The sequence below is a fragment of the Methanobacterium sp. genome (assembly GCF_038562635.1).
In the GTDB taxonomy this organism is placed as follows: domain Archaea; phylum Methanobacteriota; class Methanobacteria; order Methanobacteriales; family Methanobacteriaceae; genus Methanobacterium_D.
The window spans coordinates 267172-283207 of sequence record NZ_JBCFBO010000002.1; the positions used below are offsets into that span (position 1 = coordinate 267172).

Below are 16036 nucleotides of genomic sequence, written 5' to 3' on the forward strand. Positions count from 1 at the left end.
ACACAAATATATTTACATTATATAAAGAATTAGGAACCAATATAGGAAGCATAATTTATTTAATGTTAATTCATATCATAATTTATTTAAAGAAAAACAAGGTGAAGAAATGAAAACAGTGATGGCAACAGGGACATTTGATATAATTCATCCAGGACACGGATATTATCTTGAAGAGGCAAAAAAACTAGGAGGGGATGATGCAAAGCTTGTAGTAGTTATTGCAAGGGATTCTACTGTAAGGGCAAGGAAAAGAGTGCCTGTTGTGGGTGAAAATCAAAGGTTAGAAGTTGTTAAAATGTTAAAACCTGTTGATGAAGCTTATTTAGGCCATACTAGCGATATGTTCAAAATTGTTGAAGAAATAAAACCAGATATAATTGTTATAGGTCCTGATCAGGATTTTGATCTTCGAAAACTTAAAGAACAGCTCAAAGAAAGGAATATCAATGTAGACGTTGTAAAAGTTACAAGCTATAAAAAATCTCCACTCGACAGTTCATGCAAAATAATTAAAAAGATCAAAGAAATGGAATTTGACGAAAAAATTTTTAAAAACGGACCATGAATCAACTTAATATTAATTAAATGATTATTTTAATTTTAAATTCATTAAACAGTTGTAATTAGAATTATTTTAAAAAAAAACATATGCTTTGCCTAGAAAGGCAATTCCGCATATGTACCGTAATATGTTGCTGTTGCAGTATTCCAATTATTGATAACACCGAAAGTGTTCTTGGAACTGGTTCCATCTGCATTGTACCATTTACCGTTCACCCATACTTGAGCGATGACGTGTCCGTACCAGGTACCACTTGTAAATTGAGCTTTAACATGCTCATATCGTGCAGGAATTCCTGCAGCCCTTTCAAGAGATATTAACAAGTGTGCGGTATCCACACAATTTCCGGTTTTGGCATTCAATGTACCTACCGCCCCATATTTGGTGTTATAATAGAAGGAATAACCTATATTGTCCCTTACCCAGTTGAAAATTGCTACCGCTTTATCGTAGGTAGAAGATTTACCGCTTGTTATTGATTTTGCCAGTGTTTGAATCTGTGAATTAGTCACCTGACAGTTTTTTGTTTCCTTAAGATACTGCTGTAAATCAGATGGTATAGGCACTGTTGAAACTGCACTCCAAGGACTTACTGAAACATAATTTGGTAAAGCCTTGTTTGTACTGTCATATGCCAGTATCTTTGAATACATGTAAATCAAAGATTGATATCCAATTTCACCAAGAGTAGTTGTTGCATGGTTTGGTAAAACCCCATTTGCATCTATGAATGCTTTGACCCTATTTGCAAGATCCACATAATTGGCTTTAGTTATGTTTCCACTTTTAATGCTTTCACTTGGTGTTGCTGCTGCATTTACTGTTTTAAGTGATATCTGAGCATTTGATCCATCATTTACTTCGATTGTACCTATAAGTAACAAACGTAAGAAGTCTGTCATTTTAACCTGTACTGAACCAACTGTTACATAATTCGGCAAATCATGATTGGATTCTATATAAGATTTGACGCTTGTTGCCGCACTTTTGATCTGGTCTAATGTAAATACCTGTGTGGTTTGAATATCACTATCTGATGGTGGTGAAACCTTAACACCAGGATCCATTGAAACATAGCTTGGTAAAGCCTTGTTTGTGTTGTAGTAGTTCAATATTTTAGAGAACATGTACACTAACTGTTCATACTGAACTTTTCCAAGGCCAGTTGTTGCATAGTTTGGTGCAAGACCGTTTGAATCTATGAAAGAATTGATTCTCTGTGCAATATCCATGTAGCTTGTTTTGTTTATATTTCCTTTAGTAAATGATCCTGTTGAATTTTGAGGATTATTTACTGTCTTAAGTGTTATTGGTGTTGTTATTTTGCTGTTTATCTGGAGTAACCCTTTAACCATTAGTTTCAAAAATGCAGGCATTGTAACCTGGGCGGTACCAATTGTTACATAATTCGGCAGTTTGTGATTAGTTTCAATGTATGCCTTTACTTTCGCTGCAGCACTTTGAATGTCACTTGTATTGAAGCTCGGTGGAGCTATGAAATCTTTACTGATTAATCCATATCTGTAAAGTGCATATCCCGATGCCCCATTACTTAATGCTGATTTAATGTCTGCATTCAATTCACCAGCACTTAATGGTGTTGTATCATAGTCTGAAATATAAGACTGAAGTCCCACAATTACTGGCTTTCCACCTGCATTATTAACTATGTATTTTGTTGCCGTTCCAATCCACGTGGTGTTTTGACCGTAATTTCCTTTATAGATCATTGGAACAAGGAAATCAAGATATTTGGAAAGTTGTGTATAGTTCTGTCCATAAGTGTTTGCATTTGTTGTTCCTTCAGGCATTACTGTTGCTGAAACAGCTGCTTTAGGTTTTATCGATTTAACGGCGTTATAGACTTTTTGAACGAATGATGTTATTGTTTTGGTTCCACTTGTACCTGCGGTGTTGCTTCCTACTCCCGAATACCTTACGTAATCCAGAAAGATACCATCTACGCTGTAATTGGTTACGATCTTTTTAATTGCATTCAACAAGGTTGTTTGCTGAGTAGTATTTGCTGGATTAATCCATTTACCATTTGCATCCTGGAAACAGGTGATCCATGCATGAATTCTTATTCCAGAATTCTTGAATTTTGTTATAATACCCGATAACACGCTGGAATAAGTTGGTGCTGAGATTAAATTTGCTTTTACGAATATATCTGTAATATTTGCTTTTTTTAGTTCACTTACAGTAATGTTTCCTGCATCTTCGGCTCTAAGCCAGATGCCGTGAACATTGGTGTAAGTGGTTCCTGCTGCTGCCTGCAAATTTTCTATTTGCGGATTAGAAAATCCTTGATTTTCTAAAGCTTGCAAATTTTCTATTTGCGGATTAGAAAATCCTTGATTTTCAGTAGCTAGTTGTTGAATAGTTGTATTGTTTGCTGAATTTGTTGGAGATGTATTTACTGAATTTTGATCGTTAGTCTCTGCAGTTTGTACTGCGTTTTGTGTATTTGTTAATGCATTTATTGAATTTTGGCTGTTTGAACTTATATTCGATGTAGAATTTGTAGTGTTTTGAGCCTGTAGAGTTTGTGTTGTACTGTTTCCTGTATTTCCTGTTAATGAAGTACTTTGAACCCTATTTTGGATCCCTGTTTGGTTATTTTTAACAGTTTCAACTGGGTTTTGATTAACTGTTGTGTTATTATTTAAAGCGGAATCTGCAGTAGTTTCCGCTGATTGCTGATTATCTGCAGTGGCATACGAACTACCAATGGTAGACATAGCCATGATGCAGATAATTAACATTACAAGCAACGAGTGTCGCTTGATAATACCGCCCCCTATTGTTTCCAAATTGTAAATAAACCATTGAGGTTATTCATTTACAAAGGGAGATAGGGAAATATAATATTTAAAGCTTTGGATTTTAAATTGAAAAAAAGGCATTCAAAACGCTCTTTTTAGAGTTTAAAACATTTTAAGAGCTTATTTAAAATACAGATCAGAGGAAATTATAATGGGTTTATACTTTTATAAATTAAAAGTTCATTGGTAGGTATTTAAAGTTAAAAATCATTTTAAACAAATTTATAAAATCCTATTATCATTTTTAAGGGATTATTGAGCTTTTTAAGTAGGCATATCTAACTAAGTAATGTAAACAGATATTTTAAGTGTGCAATGTTTTTTAAAAACAAATTTAATTAATCAGCACCGCACGTGTATATCTAATTTACTATTACCATAAATCAGGTGTCTTAAACAATTATTATACCTGAAAAAGAATACTAATTTAATTAATACATAATTCTAATCATAATACTAACCCAATAATAATACTACAATCCTATTAAAAGCAAAATTTACATTAATTGCCATATTTAGATATAATAATAAAATAAAAGTTATTATTTGCTTCCCATTAATTTTAGCATAATTTTTGCTAATTTTATATGAATATAATGACAGTAAAACTAGTAAAAATATTAAAAATCTGTTAATTATCATGTTAAAATATTTACTGATAGGGTGCCAGTTGATTTAAGTTGAATTTATTTAAAAAATTCCAATTTATTTAATCAACAATTTACGTCCACTTATATGTAAAATGTATTCCCCTAAAAGAATTTAAATCTGTTAATTAGTTTAAAAATAAGATAAAAAAAACTCAAACATATGATGTTTGAGTTTTTAAATATATTTAAAATGGTAAGTTACTGTAAATACCTTTGATATGTGCTGCATTCCAGTTTCTTGCAACTCCAAATGAATTACGGTTACTGGTTGGGTCAGCTGTGTACCATCTACCGTTAGCTTTAATTTGAGCCCATACATGACCATACCAGTGTCCACTTCTAAAGTGAGCTTTAGCAGCCACGTACCTTGCATGTAATCCAGATGACCTTGCAAGTGCAACGACTAAATGTGCCTGATCAGCACAGTTACCTGTTCTATATTTTAATGCACCATTTGCCCCATATCTAGTATTATAATAGAATTTGTAGCTTAAATGGTTCCTTACCCAATTAAATACTTTAGCCCCTTTCTGGTACTGTGAATGTGTACCTCTTGAAAGTGAATGAGCTAATGATTTTATGCTTGCACTGTTTGCACTTGAATGTCTATGATATCTATGAGTTTTACTGTGGTGCCTGTAGGTATGATGTCTTTTATATTTGTGAACCTTACCGTGGTATCTGTACCATTTACCATGATATCTGTACCATTTGTGGGCATATCTTACCTTCTTTTTATGCCCATATGCATACATAGGTTTTTCCCCTGCATACTTAGGAACTGATTTTGTTACTGTATTATTTTTTGCCTTCACTGAATTTTTACTGGATGAAGTCACTGTTTTATTTTTGTTCACAAATTGTGTAATATTGTTTGTAGTGTTAGCAGTCTTTTTAACTGTTTTAGACTTTTTAACGACCTTTTTTTGCGTTTTGATCGGTTTTTTTAGAATATTTATATATTTATCATGTAAATTTATATCTTTTTGCACAGTATGGTGATTACCAGTCTGTGTTGTAGCAGTTCCAATATTTGCTGCGCTTACGCCAGCAATACCAATTAGCGACATACTTGCCACTAATAAAACTGCAAATAACAGTTTCCTCGTAATTCTACCGCCTCCAATTACCCATCATGCAAAAAATCCATTAGAGTTTTTCTCAGGGTTGCCACTAGTTTGACTTCATACCTTATAAACGTTTTGGTAAAAAAGTTTAAACAAACCATTCTTAAAAGCCCAATTTTGATTTAAACCATTCTAAATGGTTTTCATAAAATCAATGAAAGATCATGCATTTAAGTTCAAGCTCGATCACATTCAAAATACACCCTAAGTGAAATTAGAAAGAAAATTAAACTAATGAAATATTAATGCCATGTAACTGGCATATATGTACCAAATAGAATAAATTAATTATATTATTTAGAACACACCATTATGACCATTATCTTAAGCAATTAAATCATTATAAGACGAGAATATACTCCCCAAATTGCCATTTAATTGCCACAATTTATTATCAGAATATTTTAGATTTTTTATATGTAATAACTAATTATATTAAAAACTTAATTATTTGACTAAATATTAAAATTAAAGTTTATAGAAATTTAACACTTTACCCAAATACAATTGGAAATATGACATAATTTAAGGAAAGTTAATAAAATATACCAAATATGGTTTTAAACCATTAATGTATATTGTTAATAATAAAAAAGCATTTTATAGTATTAAATATTTGGTAAATTTAAACTCATGTTAATTTTGTATTTAAAGATTTAAAGCATTAAAAATTTTTTGTTCAAAAATACAACGTATTTTTTCAACATTTAAAAATCTTTGATTTTTTATGTTCAAAAATACAACGTATTTTTTCAACATTTAAAAAGAAAATTAAACAAAAATAAACACTATCTAAAACAAAAATGCCCAAAAACTTTCAAATCTATGATCTGAAAGTTTTTGAGTGGACTTAGAAAGGCAGCTCCGAATAGGTGCCTTCTATTGTCGATTTATTTTTGTCCCAGTTATTTATTTCACCAAGTGAATTTCTGATGCTTATTCCATCTGCATCATACCATTTACCATTTATATATAACTGCGCCCAGACGTGCCCATATATAGTACCACTTGAAAACTTACAATAACCGTGTACGTATCTTGCTGGAATTCCCGCTGCTCTTGCCAGTGCTATCATAAGATGCGAAGTGTCGACACAATTTCCTGTCTTTGCATTTAATGTGCCTACTGCCCCGTATCTGGTATTGTAGTAAAAGGAATAGCCCAAGTTATCCCTTACCCAGTTAAAGATCTTTTCGCCTCTATCATAGGTCGAAGTTATACCTTTTGTAAGTGATGATGCAAGTGATTTAATTTTAGGGTCGTTTGATTGACAATTATTGGTTGGTTGCAGGTATTTCTGCATTTCGGATGGTAAATCGTTCCATATCCATGGAGTCATTGTTACATATACAGGTAAATATTTGTTTGTCTTGTAAAAGTTCAATATCTTTGAATACATGTAAATGGCAGATTCATACTGTATCTTTCCCAAAGAACTTGTTGCATAATTTGGTGCAATACCATTTGTTTCAATAAAGGACTTGATATTCTGTGCAATCTTTAGATATCCTGCTTTATTTATTATCCCATCTATTGTATCTCCAGTAGACTTTACTGGTGAACTAGTACTTTTCAGTGTTATGGGTGTCTTTGTTCCGCTGTTTAATTGTAAAAGACTTGCAGTCATTAATCTTAACATATCAGGCATTTTAACCTGAGTTGTACCAATTGTCACATAATTTGGAAGGACATGATTGGTTTCAATATATGCTTTGACTCTGGCTGCAGCATCTTGAATTTGGTCCATTGTGAACTTAATCTGAGTGCCAGTACTGTTTTGACTTGTATATAATTTACTATCTATTAGCCCGTACCTAAACAATGCGTATCCTGATGCTCCATTATCCCCAGCTGCTTTAATGTCGCCCTGTAATTCGCTCGCTGGTATTACTTTTACATTTTTATCTGAACGGTACGTCTGAAGGCCAGCTATAACCGGTGTTCCGTTAGCCTGACTAACTATATATTTCACAGTTGAGCCTATCCAGTTTGTACCACTTTTTCCATTACTACTAGTACCTGTTGAACTGTTGTATCCATAGTTGCCTTTATAAAGCATTGGAACCATGAAATCAAGGTATTTTGCAAGTTGAGTATAGTTCTGCCCATAATAATATGCGTTCATTTTTCCTTCAGGCATTAACTCTGCCGAAACTGCTACTTTCGGTTTAATCGATTTTACAGTTTTATACACTTTTTGAACGAAAGATGTTATTGCTGCGGTTGAACCTGAACTTTTATAGGCATTACCTGGATATCTAATATAGTCGAGATTGATTCCGTCTATATTATAATTTTTAACTATTTTTGAAATTGAAGAGATCAATGAATCTATTTTAGATGTGTTGTATCCATATTTTGTTTGATATTTGTACGTGTATTTGTACTTATAGTAATATTTCCATTTATATTTCCATTTACCATTGTATTTGTACCAAGATTTGTACCAAACCTTGTATTTAATTTTTTTATCAGGAACTTTTACTTTATAACTGTATTTTCCCTGAGGATCGATCCAATTACCATTTGCATCCTTAAAGCATGTTATCCATGCATGAACCCTAAAACTTGTGCCTTTAAGCTTGTTTAAAAGAGCTGTTAACACGTTTTTATACGAAGGAGCAGATAATAAGTTCGATTTGATGAATATATCTGTAATTCCTGCTTTTTTAATTTCACTTATATTCAATTTGTTCACATCTTCGGCTTTTAGCCATATCCCGCGAACATTTTTATATAATTCAGCTCCTGCGGCGTCAGTAGAATTTTGAACGTTTGTTATATTACTGTTATTTGTTTTCATTCTGCTATCGCTTGAATTCGATGCATTTTTTAGTAAGCTTTGGTTTTGTACTGTGTTATTAACAGATGCTGTTTTATTTACAGATTCTGTTGTATTTTGAATAGTCAAATTATTTGAAGTATTATTTGTTATATTTTCTTGAATTAAACTGGTGTTTAGGTAATTATCTGTAATCTGCGAATATTCTGTGGCGGCATATATATTAGTTACATTAAACAGCGCTGCAACAAAAAGGAGCAACACTGTAAGCAACAAAAGTCGCTTCATTTTATATTGCCTCCCAGTTTTTTCCAGATGTCAGATCAACACCGATTTGGAGTTATTGACAATTAAAAAGTTGTTGCTTTGAACATATAAAACTTTTGATTTAAAATTTCAAGCGGTATGCTCCTAGTACTTATTTTTAAATTTAAAGCGCTCTAAAAAGGAATCAAAATCACATTTTATATTAATAATAACTTGATTTTACAAGTAACAACTAAAAATTTGTGCAGAATTAAATTAAAAACAATTGAATTAGTAAAATATTACTTTGATATAATTAATAATTATTTATTTAAAATAGATACCAAAATAGCAGGTCTAAATAAAAAATAAATACCCTTTAAATCCTAAAAAATGAATTTAAAGAGATTTTAACTAATTTATTACATTAACCTTTTTATTTTCTGAATTTAAGCAGCTTCAAGTCCAGGCAGGTACATAAGAGCATCCAAACCCATATCTAAACAGTACAAAACCAGATGCCCCTCCAGCATTTGCAGAATTTACATCCTGTTGTAATGCATTTAAACTCAACGATTTAAGATTACAATCAGAACAGTATGTTGTCAAACCTGCATATACTGGTTTTCCTTTTGCATTGCTTACGATATATTTTATTTTATCAGTTATCCATGCATTATTTGCGTTATAGTTCCCCTGATAAGTCATTGGAACTAGAAAATCAACGTAATCTGCAAATCTTCCGTAGTCCTGACCATAATAATATGCATTTTTTGTTCCTTCAGGCATTACTGCTGCTGAAAGCTCTTTAGTTACCACACTTCTGACACTTTTAACGAATGCTGTTACTGTATTTACTGCTGCATTTACTCCACCAGGCTGCTGATATGCTGCATTACCATATTTAGCAACTCCCGAATATCTTACATAGTCCAGGTGAATTCCACAAACAGCATAATTATCGTTGATATTTTTAATTGCAGCTATTAATTTTTTATTGTAAGAAGTATCATAGCCTGTTTTTGTCACATATTTGTAAACGGGCTTATATATCCAACCTTTTCTGTATTTAGTTACATATTTCCATGTGTATTTCCATTTATAGTGCCATTTACCGCGGTATATATACCATGATTTATACCATACCTTCTTTTTAACTTTGTATTTAGATTTAATACCCCAATACTTCGTTTTTTTTACTAAAACCTTAACCTTTTTACTGTAGTATCCTGAAGGATTTACAAAAGAGCCCCCATAATTAAAACAAACGATCCATGCATGGACTTTTATTCCATACTTACTTAACTGACTTATAGCATTATTTAATTCACTGTAATGATATTTCCCACTAATGTCCCTTGTACAAACAAATACATCCGTAATTCCATTTTTTTTAAGAGCAGCTGCTGAATTTGAATTTAACTTCGCGGCTGATGACGAAAACATCCAATAGCCCTTCATTGAACTTGTTGATTGTTTAGTCACTTTAGACATATTAGTTGACGTAGTGTTGCTGGAACTGTTTAATGTTGAATTGGACGTGTCATTTATTGCAGCAGAATCAGTAGCGTTAACAGCACTCAAACCAATCAATACAATGCCAAATATCAATACTACAAGCAACAGGCGTTGCTTAATCTTACCCCCTCCTTATCCAAAGATAACTTAACCTATGGAAATTTTAAGCATGTACAATGTATTTAAATCATAAATATATAAATATTATGTTTTTAATTTATAAAAAAAAGGTTTATAATGATAATATAAAGATATAAAACCCTATTAGGATTAATTATATAAATTTATAAGGTACAAATTTTGATAATAGCACCATATACATACTTTCAGCCATTTATTTATGCATTAGATCATTTATGTGCTTTAAAACAAAATCAGTCTTTAACCAGGAGCACATATAAAAAAATATGAAAGTCCATTTTTATTGAAGTAGTTCATTAGACTAGATAGTACCCTCCCTTATTTTAATCCTAATCCTTATATCTGATTACAGATATAGTAATTAGTTATGGAAATAGAGAATCTGAAAAAAGCCGTTGAAATTATACAAAACTCTGAAGAATTAGCTGCATTTATTCCAGAGGTACGAAGTAATATTGTAATGGCAAAAGAGAACGCAAAAGATGTAAATGACGTGGCAGGAATTCCAGGAAGAATAACAATAGTACATGGTAAACCAAAAGCTTTCGTGGAACCCGAATTCGGAGTATCTTCACACATGGCCAGATTAGTATTAAGCATGATGAAACATGATTCTTCAAAAAGAAGTGCCATGAATATTAAATATAGCCCCAAAATAATTGAAATATGTGAAAAATTAGGGCTTAAAGTCTCATTTTATGATAGAAATGATGAACCTGAAAACGTGAGGCAAGTAGAAGGTGGTACTATCCCATGGGGTGTTGAGACTGCCATTAAAAGAATTGGAGATATTCCAGACATTATATATCACAAAGGCGCTTGGGGAAAAGAACCTTCAATTACTTTAATTGGTACCAGTGCAGTAGATGTTGCCAAAATGTCAGTGTGCATCGCGAGAATTTTCAATACTAAAGAAGGTTATAAAGTAATTTTTACTCCTCCTGCCGAAAAATCAGATTCAAAAAGTTCAGATACATCATGTATATTCTGTGCAATGGCAAAAGGTGATCCAGAAGTTTCAAAACATGTGCTTTACAATGATGGAGAAGATATGGTAGTTTTAAATATAGCTCCTTATACAACAGGACATCTCCTTGTTATTCCAACAAAACATTACACTGATTTGAATGAATTAAATCCAGAATCTCTTAAAAATTTATTTAACACTGTAAAAAAAGCAGGAACGCTTATGAAAGAAGTTATACATCCAGATGGGATAAATATAGGGATTAACCTTGGTGAAGCAGCAGGACAACGCATACAACATATCCATGTCCACCTTGTACCCCGGTTTAAATTTGAGTCCAGTTTTATAGGGACAACTGCAAATACTAGAGTTATTAGAGAAAGTCTGGATGAAACCTATATTAGATACATGGAAAAAATTGATAAATTAACCAATGTTTAAACAATACAGTTAATGTAAATCTTTAATTGCATATATTCATTAAAGTGAGTTTTTGATGAAGCATTTTAGAAAAAAGGTTTATGTGAACGAATAAAGTAAAGTAATTATACTATAAAATTCTGAAAGTATTAAGGTGAATCCCTGAATATTTAAAATCAAAGAATTGATCAATATTACGCCAAATTAAAATCTTAAAAAGGAATTTATGGCATGAAAATTAAGGTTGAGGGAAAATAATGAAGTATAAAATGTATGATGAAATTATAGAACAGCCGAGATCCCTGAAAGATACTTTAAGTGAAGAAAAATCACATATGAAAGAGATTGCAGAAAAGTTTGAAGAATTTGATAAAGTATATCTTTTAGGGTGCGGTAGTTCACTTTCAACATGCTACTCTGCAAAAAGCGCGCTTGATTTCATATCAGATAAAAATATAGAAGTTTACACAGGATATGAATTCTTTTACAATAAGAAAATTGAAAATGATAATGCTGGAGCTCTTTTAACTTCCCAATCAGGAGAAACTGCAGATACTGTCGCTGCTCTTAGGAGGTCACAGCAAAAAGACATTTACACGGTAGCAATAACCAATGAAAGCCAGTGCACAATGATTAAAGAAGCTGATGACACTGTGATTACAAGAGGTGGGCGAGAGAGTGCAATACTTGGAACTAAAACTTATGTAACTCAACTTATGAGCCTGTATGAAATTCTATTCAGCATGAATGATTTCAAAGATGATGATGCCCATAAAATAAAAAAAGAAGTTTTAGGAAATATCGAAAAACTTCCATCTGCAACTGAAGACCTGATTAGAAAAACAGAAAATGACGGCAAAGAGACTGCTCTAAAATTTAAAGATGATGACATATTCTACTGCATGGGAAGCGGGCCGAATTATGGGCTTGCATACAAGCTTGCAATGACCATGTTCATGGAAGGAGCTTTAAAACATGCGTGCCCTCTATATTCTGGAGAATTTAGACATGGATTAATTGAACGTGCTGAAAAAGATGTTCCAATCGTGTTTTTAAATGCAAATTATCCTGGAGATGACATGACCACGCGTTCCATTGAATTTTGTGAAAAATTGGGAACTAAATCACTCGTTTACAATATGAAAGATTATTCAGATATGAACCCTTTAATGTCGCCTTTTTCCCTTGTAATTCCACTTGAATGGTTTACTTACTATCTTGCAGACATTAATAACGAAGATCCAGGGGCCACAAGGCATATTGGGAAGGTCCGATATTAACCTTCTTCTTATTTTTATAGTAAATAAAATAACTTTTTAAACTTAATACATTTCAGATATTTAATTATTTACCATAAATAAAGTAAATTTCTTATATTTTTAAATTCTATTAATGCCATATCAGGTATTTTAAGTTTATTAAGTGAAAAATAGCTATTCAGTAACTATTAAAAAGAGAAAAGAATTAGTGAATAGGTACTTCATGCCTTACTTTTTTCTCTGCTTTAGGCATTGTAACTGTTAAAACGCCATCTTCAAGTTTGGCACCTGCTTCTTCTACGATAACTTTTTCCGGAAGCATTACAGTTCGCTTTATTTTACCGTGTCTTCTTCCTTTTGATTTTACTTGAGCCCCTTTTTCCAGCGGAGTCTCTTCATAACCTAAAACTTTAATTTTAAGTTTTTCTTCTGTTAAATCTATCTTTATATCTTCTTTTTTAATTCCTGGAAGATTTGTGCGGACTATTATGTTATCATGAGTTTCAATTAAATCAGTTTCTGGAGCGCTTGTATAACTGCTAATAGATCTTTCAATTTCGTCGCTTACATCATTGATATAATCCATAGCATCATCTATTATTTTATCAATCGAAGTTCTCCTTTTAGGCCTTCCATTCATCATATTTCCTCCATTTAATTCAAACTATGATATACTCATCAAATATCTGTTTAAAAATAAATAAATGGTCATGAATTCATGATCTATTCAAAATAAAGTAAAAATTTTAAAATGAAATTACAGGTATATTTAGTCAACCTTTACCTGGAATCTCTTTTTTTCTTCTAATTTAGGAAGTGTTACTGTTAAAACACCATTATCAAACTTAGCTGATGCTTCTTTGACCTTAACTGCTTCTGGCAGTATTAAAGATCTTCTTGCTTCACCATATCTCCTTTCTTTTTTGATGAAGTTTTTACCTTCCTCTTCTGTTTCTTCTTCGAATTTTGCAAAGATTTCTATTGAGTCATCTGTTAAGTCAATGACTATATCTTCTTTTTTAACACCAGGAATATCTGCTTTAACAATTATATTGCCATCAGTTTCTATTACATCAGTCGCTAGTTTACTCGGAGCAGATGCCGTATATTCAGATAGAGCTTTCTCAAAGTCTCCCCCTCTTTCGCGGAATGTACCTATCATATCATCAAAAAACTTCTGTGCAGCTCCTCTTCCTCTTTCTGCCTTGGCTTCCCATTCTGATTTTCTTTCTGATTCAGGTTCGGTTTCTGCTTCAGGTTCATCTGGAAGTTTTTCTACTTCTTCCACTTTAACTTCTTCAGGTTCAGTTGATTTTGACACTGGAACATCTTTTTCAGCTTTTTCCATTTCTAATTCTTTTTTAGTCTTTATTTCCTTTTTTTCCACCATTAAATTCCTCCAGCTCCTTAATTATTAAATCCACGCCAGAACCTTCTGATGCTGAAATCATTAGAGGTTCATTCAGTTTACTAATATATTCATCTAAATACTTATTATTTTCTACCAAATCCATTTTGTTAAAAACACTTATTATTGGAGTGTCAAAAACATGTTTTATTTCTTCATATAATCTCATCTGTGCATCGAGAGGGTAACCAGATGTTTCAGATGCGTCAAAAATATATAAAATGACATCAGCTAAATGTTCCAGTGCAACCATAGCGCGGAGTTCAATATTGTTCATGTCCCTTATAGGCCTGTCAAGAAGTCCGGGTGTGTCTATTATCTGGTATTTTTTCCATCTTTTCTCAAAGTGCCCTATTTGAATCCCATGAGTTGTAAAAGGATAGTTTGCAACTTTTGGCTCGGCAGGAGTGATCTGGCGAAGCAGTGTAGATTTTCCAACATTTGGGAACCCTGCTATAACCAGTGTGAATGCTTCAAAATCTATGGTGGGCATATTTCGAAGTTTCCCTTTCACAAAATCTAAGAAGTCAAGTTCCTCTTTTATTTGGCGCATTACAGATGCAATTCTACCAAATGCAGCCCGTCTAACATTTGCTGCATTTTCAGACTTTGACCTTCTTACTTTAAACACATATTCATTTTCAATCTTAGATACAATACCTACTGCCCAGTTTAAAGCCCCGAGAGACTTTTTAAGGTCATCTACACCAACCATAACATCGATATAGTCCTGGTAAAACATGTGCATTTGTTCCACCTGCGGTGTCTTATCCAGTAAATTATTTAATGTATCTTTTGTAACTTGACAGGCAGTTTTTATTCTGGCCTCTTCTGTTTTTTTCGCCATTTGATAACGGGGGACCTTTGATGTCCTTACCTTATCGGCTGCTTTTTTGGCCCTTCTAAAGCTTTTATCTAAGATTTCATCAGGCGTTGGTACTGTTGGTATAAACATATAATCACTTCAATTCCTTTAATTAACTTGTTAAGCAAAAAGTATGATAAAAATCAATATTTTAAGGGATTTGAAATCTTTTTTCAAGACTCCAGTATTTTCATAATATGATATTGAATTTCATAAAACAAGTATTTATTTATAAATCACTTTTTTTCTAATTTAGATATATATTTGAGATATATAAAGTTGTAGCTTTAAACAAGTTTTTATTTATTTTCAAACGCTCATGAATTGAATGTTGTGCAAATGTGACTATTTAAATTTATGTAAAATTCTTGATTAAATGAATTAAACTTGTCTGAACAATTTCAACTTAATTAATCGATATTGCAATTTAATGTACAGTACTATTTCTACACATGATCATCGATATGAGCGTTTAAAAGGGATTTATTAGAACTCACTGAATCCTGAATTCTTCTCAAATCTGAGTTTCGATTATATATGAAATCAACCCATTTTATTAACTATTTGAATAAATTTATTAACTTTCAAAAACATAATATGATTAAACACAGGAGGTATTCAATTGTCAAAAGGAGATGTTTACAAAGTTTTTAAGAAGGATCATGCCCATATTAAAAAATTGTTTAATGAAACATTAAGAGATACCTCAAAGTATCCTGAAGCCCAGAAAGAACTGGAAGCTAACCTGCTTGGTGAAGAACAGTTTCTTTATCCTGCAATGGACTTTATTGATGAAGAATTGGTAAATGAAACCAAAAGAGAAAATGAAGAAGCATTCAGAACAATGGCAAGAATGAAAAATATGAATGAAGAAGACCGTGAATGGGTGGACAGCCTAAGACGGCTGAATGATCTTGTGGTCCATCACATGGAGATCGAAGAAAAGGAAAATGGACTTTTTGATAAAGCATCTGAGGTTTTAAGTGAGGAAGCAGAAGAGGATATACTCCATTTATACAACGAGCTGAAGTCAGAGAATCTTTCACCTTAATTAAAAAAATTACAACTCTACTTTAGTTTAAATGAAATAAAAAGAATTTTTTAGTATATTAAAAAAATTTAACAGGCTTATAAATGGCGCACCACCAGTTAGGTGTAAAAGCTTGCGATCACTATTTCAGAATCATGCGTGGAAATTTCCAAGTGGAACTTAAATATAATTCCAACCTCATATCACACTTATTCCTGAAAAATTTTAAA

The 16036-nt window shown here is 32.2% G+C and carries 11 protein-coding genes; 4 read left to right on the forward strand and 7 right to left on the reverse strand.

The genetic code is table 11. The annotated features are described in order from the left end of the window. The first annotated feature begins 109 nt into the window (after positions 1-109). The gene (locus AAGU07_RS13345) at positions 110-568 is read left to right on the forward strand and encodes an adenylyltransferase/cytidyltransferase family protein (RefSeq protein ID WP_176720232.1); all 459 of its coding nucleotides are present in this window, start codon (positions 110-112) and stop codon (positions 566-568) included. Between the two features lie 92 nt (positions 569-660). Here the strand turns inward: AAGU07_RS13345 and AAGU07_RS13350 are convergent, their stop codons facing one another. The 4 genes from AAGU07_RS13350 to AAGU07_RS13365 all read right to left on the reverse strand — a co-directional run bounded on the left by AAGU07_RS13350 (position 661) and on the right by AAGU07_RS13365 (position 9809). After that, positions 661-3381: a pseudomurein-binding repeat-containing protein gene (locus AAGU07_RS13350; RefSeq protein ID WP_342459598.1), complete on the reverse strand. Its 2721-nt coding sequence runs from the start codon at positions 3379-3381 to the stop codon at positions 661-663. Between the two features lie 847 nt (positions 3382-4228). Further along, the gene (locus AAGU07_RS13355) at positions 4229-5113 is read right to left on the reverse strand and encodes a transglutaminase-like domain-containing protein (protein ID WP_342459599.1); all 885 of its coding nucleotides are present in this window, start codon (positions 5111-5113) and stop codon (positions 4229-4231) included. Positions 5114-6020: 907 nt separating this feature from the next. Next, positions 6021-8240 (reverse strand): transglutaminase domain-containing protein, encoded by a 2220-nt coding sequence (locus AAGU07_RS13360; protein ID WP_342459600.1) that lies wholly within the window; start codon positions 8238-8240, stop codon positions 6021-6023. A gap of 417 nt (positions 8241-8657) precedes the next feature. Next, positions 8658-9809 (reverse strand): hypothetical protein, encoded by a 1152-nt coding sequence (locus tag AAGU07_RS13365; RefSeq protein WP_342459601.1) that lies wholly within the window; start codon positions 9807-9809, stop codon positions 8658-8660. A gap of 415 nt (positions 9810-10224) precedes the next feature. Between AAGU07_RS13365 and AAGU07_RS13370 the strand changes: the two genes are divergently transcribed. Together AAGU07_RS13370 and AAGU07_RS13375 are read left to right on the forward strand one after the other, a co-directional pair. Further along, on the forward strand, positions 10225-11265 hold the full coding sequence (locus tag AAGU07_RS13370; RefSeq protein WP_342459602.1) for a thiamine-phosphate synthase family protein: 1041 nt from the start codon (positions 10225-10227) through the stop codon (positions 11263-11265). A gap of 236 nt (positions 11266-11501) precedes the next feature. Further along, positions 11502-12524 carry an SIS domain-containing protein gene (locus AAGU07_RS13375; protein ID WP_342459603.1) on the forward strand — a complete coding sequence of 341 codons (1023 nt, stop codon included), beginning with the start codon at positions 11502-11504 and terminating at the stop codon, positions 12522-12524. A gap of 184 nt (positions 12525-12708) precedes the next feature. Here AAGU07_RS13375 and AAGU07_RS13380 read toward each other — a convergent pair whose 3' ends face one another. From AAGU07_RS13380 to AAGU07_RS13390, 3 genes are all read right to left on the reverse strand, one after another. Further along, positions 12709-13146 (reverse strand): Hsp20/alpha crystallin family protein, encoded by a 438-nt coding sequence (locus AAGU07_RS13380; protein WP_342459604.1) that lies wholly within the window; start codon positions 13144-13146, stop codon positions 12709-12711. Positions 13147-13272: 126 nt separating this feature from the next. Next, positions 13273-13893, reverse strand: coding sequence for an Hsp20/alpha crystallin family protein (locus AAGU07_RS13385; protein ID WP_342459605.1), 621 nt, complete (start codon positions 13891-13893; stop codon positions 13273-13275). Further along, positions 13865-14866 (reverse strand): NOG1 family protein, encoded by a 1002-nt coding sequence (locus AAGU07_RS13390; protein WP_342459606.1) that lies wholly within the window; start codon positions 14864-14866, stop codon positions 13865-13867. Before AAGU07_RS13390 ends, AAGU07_RS13385 begins: the two co-directional genes overlap by 29 nt. A 532-nt stretch (positions 14867-15398) precedes the next feature. On the opposite strand from AAGU07_RS13390, the gene AAGU07_RS13395 reads away from it, so the two are divergent. Next, a complete protein-coding gene (locus AAGU07_RS13395; protein ID WP_342459607.1) occupies positions 15399-15827 on the forward strand; it encodes a hemerythrin domain-containing protein in 429 nt (142 codons plus the stop codon). The last annotated feature ends 209 nt before the right edge of the window (positions 15828-16036 follow it).

What these genes read in the sequence shown, in the direction of transcription:
- AAGU07_RS13390 (WP_342459606.1), bottom strand. Translation starts at nt 14,866, where the DNA reads ATGTTTATACCAACAGTACCAACGCCTGATGAAATCTTAGATAAAAGC.
- AAGU07_RS13345 (WP_176720232.1), top strand. Translation starts at nt 110, where the DNA reads ATGAAAACAGTGATGGCAACAGGGACATTTGATATAATTCATCCAGGA.
- AAGU07_RS13370 (WP_342459602.1), top strand. Translation starts at nt 10,225, where the DNA reads ATGGAAATAGAGAATCTGAAAAAAGCCGTTGAAATTATACAAAACTCT.
- AAGU07_RS13360 (WP_342459600.1), bottom strand. Translation starts at nt 8,240, where the DNA reads ATGAAGCGACTTTTGTTGCTTACAGTGTTGCTCCTTTTTGTTGCAGCG.
- AAGU07_RS13385 (WP_342459605.1), bottom strand. Translation starts at nt 13,893, where the DNA reads ATGGTGGAAAAAAAGGAAATAAAGACTAAAAAAGAATTAGAAATGGAA.
- AAGU07_RS13375 (WP_342459603.1), top strand. Translation starts at nt 11,502, where the DNA reads ATGAAGTATAAAATGTATGATGAAATTATAGAACAGCCGAGATCCCTG.
- AAGU07_RS13380 (WP_342459604.1), bottom strand. Translation starts at nt 13,146, where the DNA reads ATGATGAATGGAAGGCCTAAAAGGAGAACTTCGATTGATAAAATAATA.
- AAGU07_RS13355 (WP_342459599.1), bottom strand. Translation starts at nt 5,113, where the DNA reads ATGTCGCTAATTGGTATTGCTGGCGTAAGCGCAGCAAATATTGGAACT.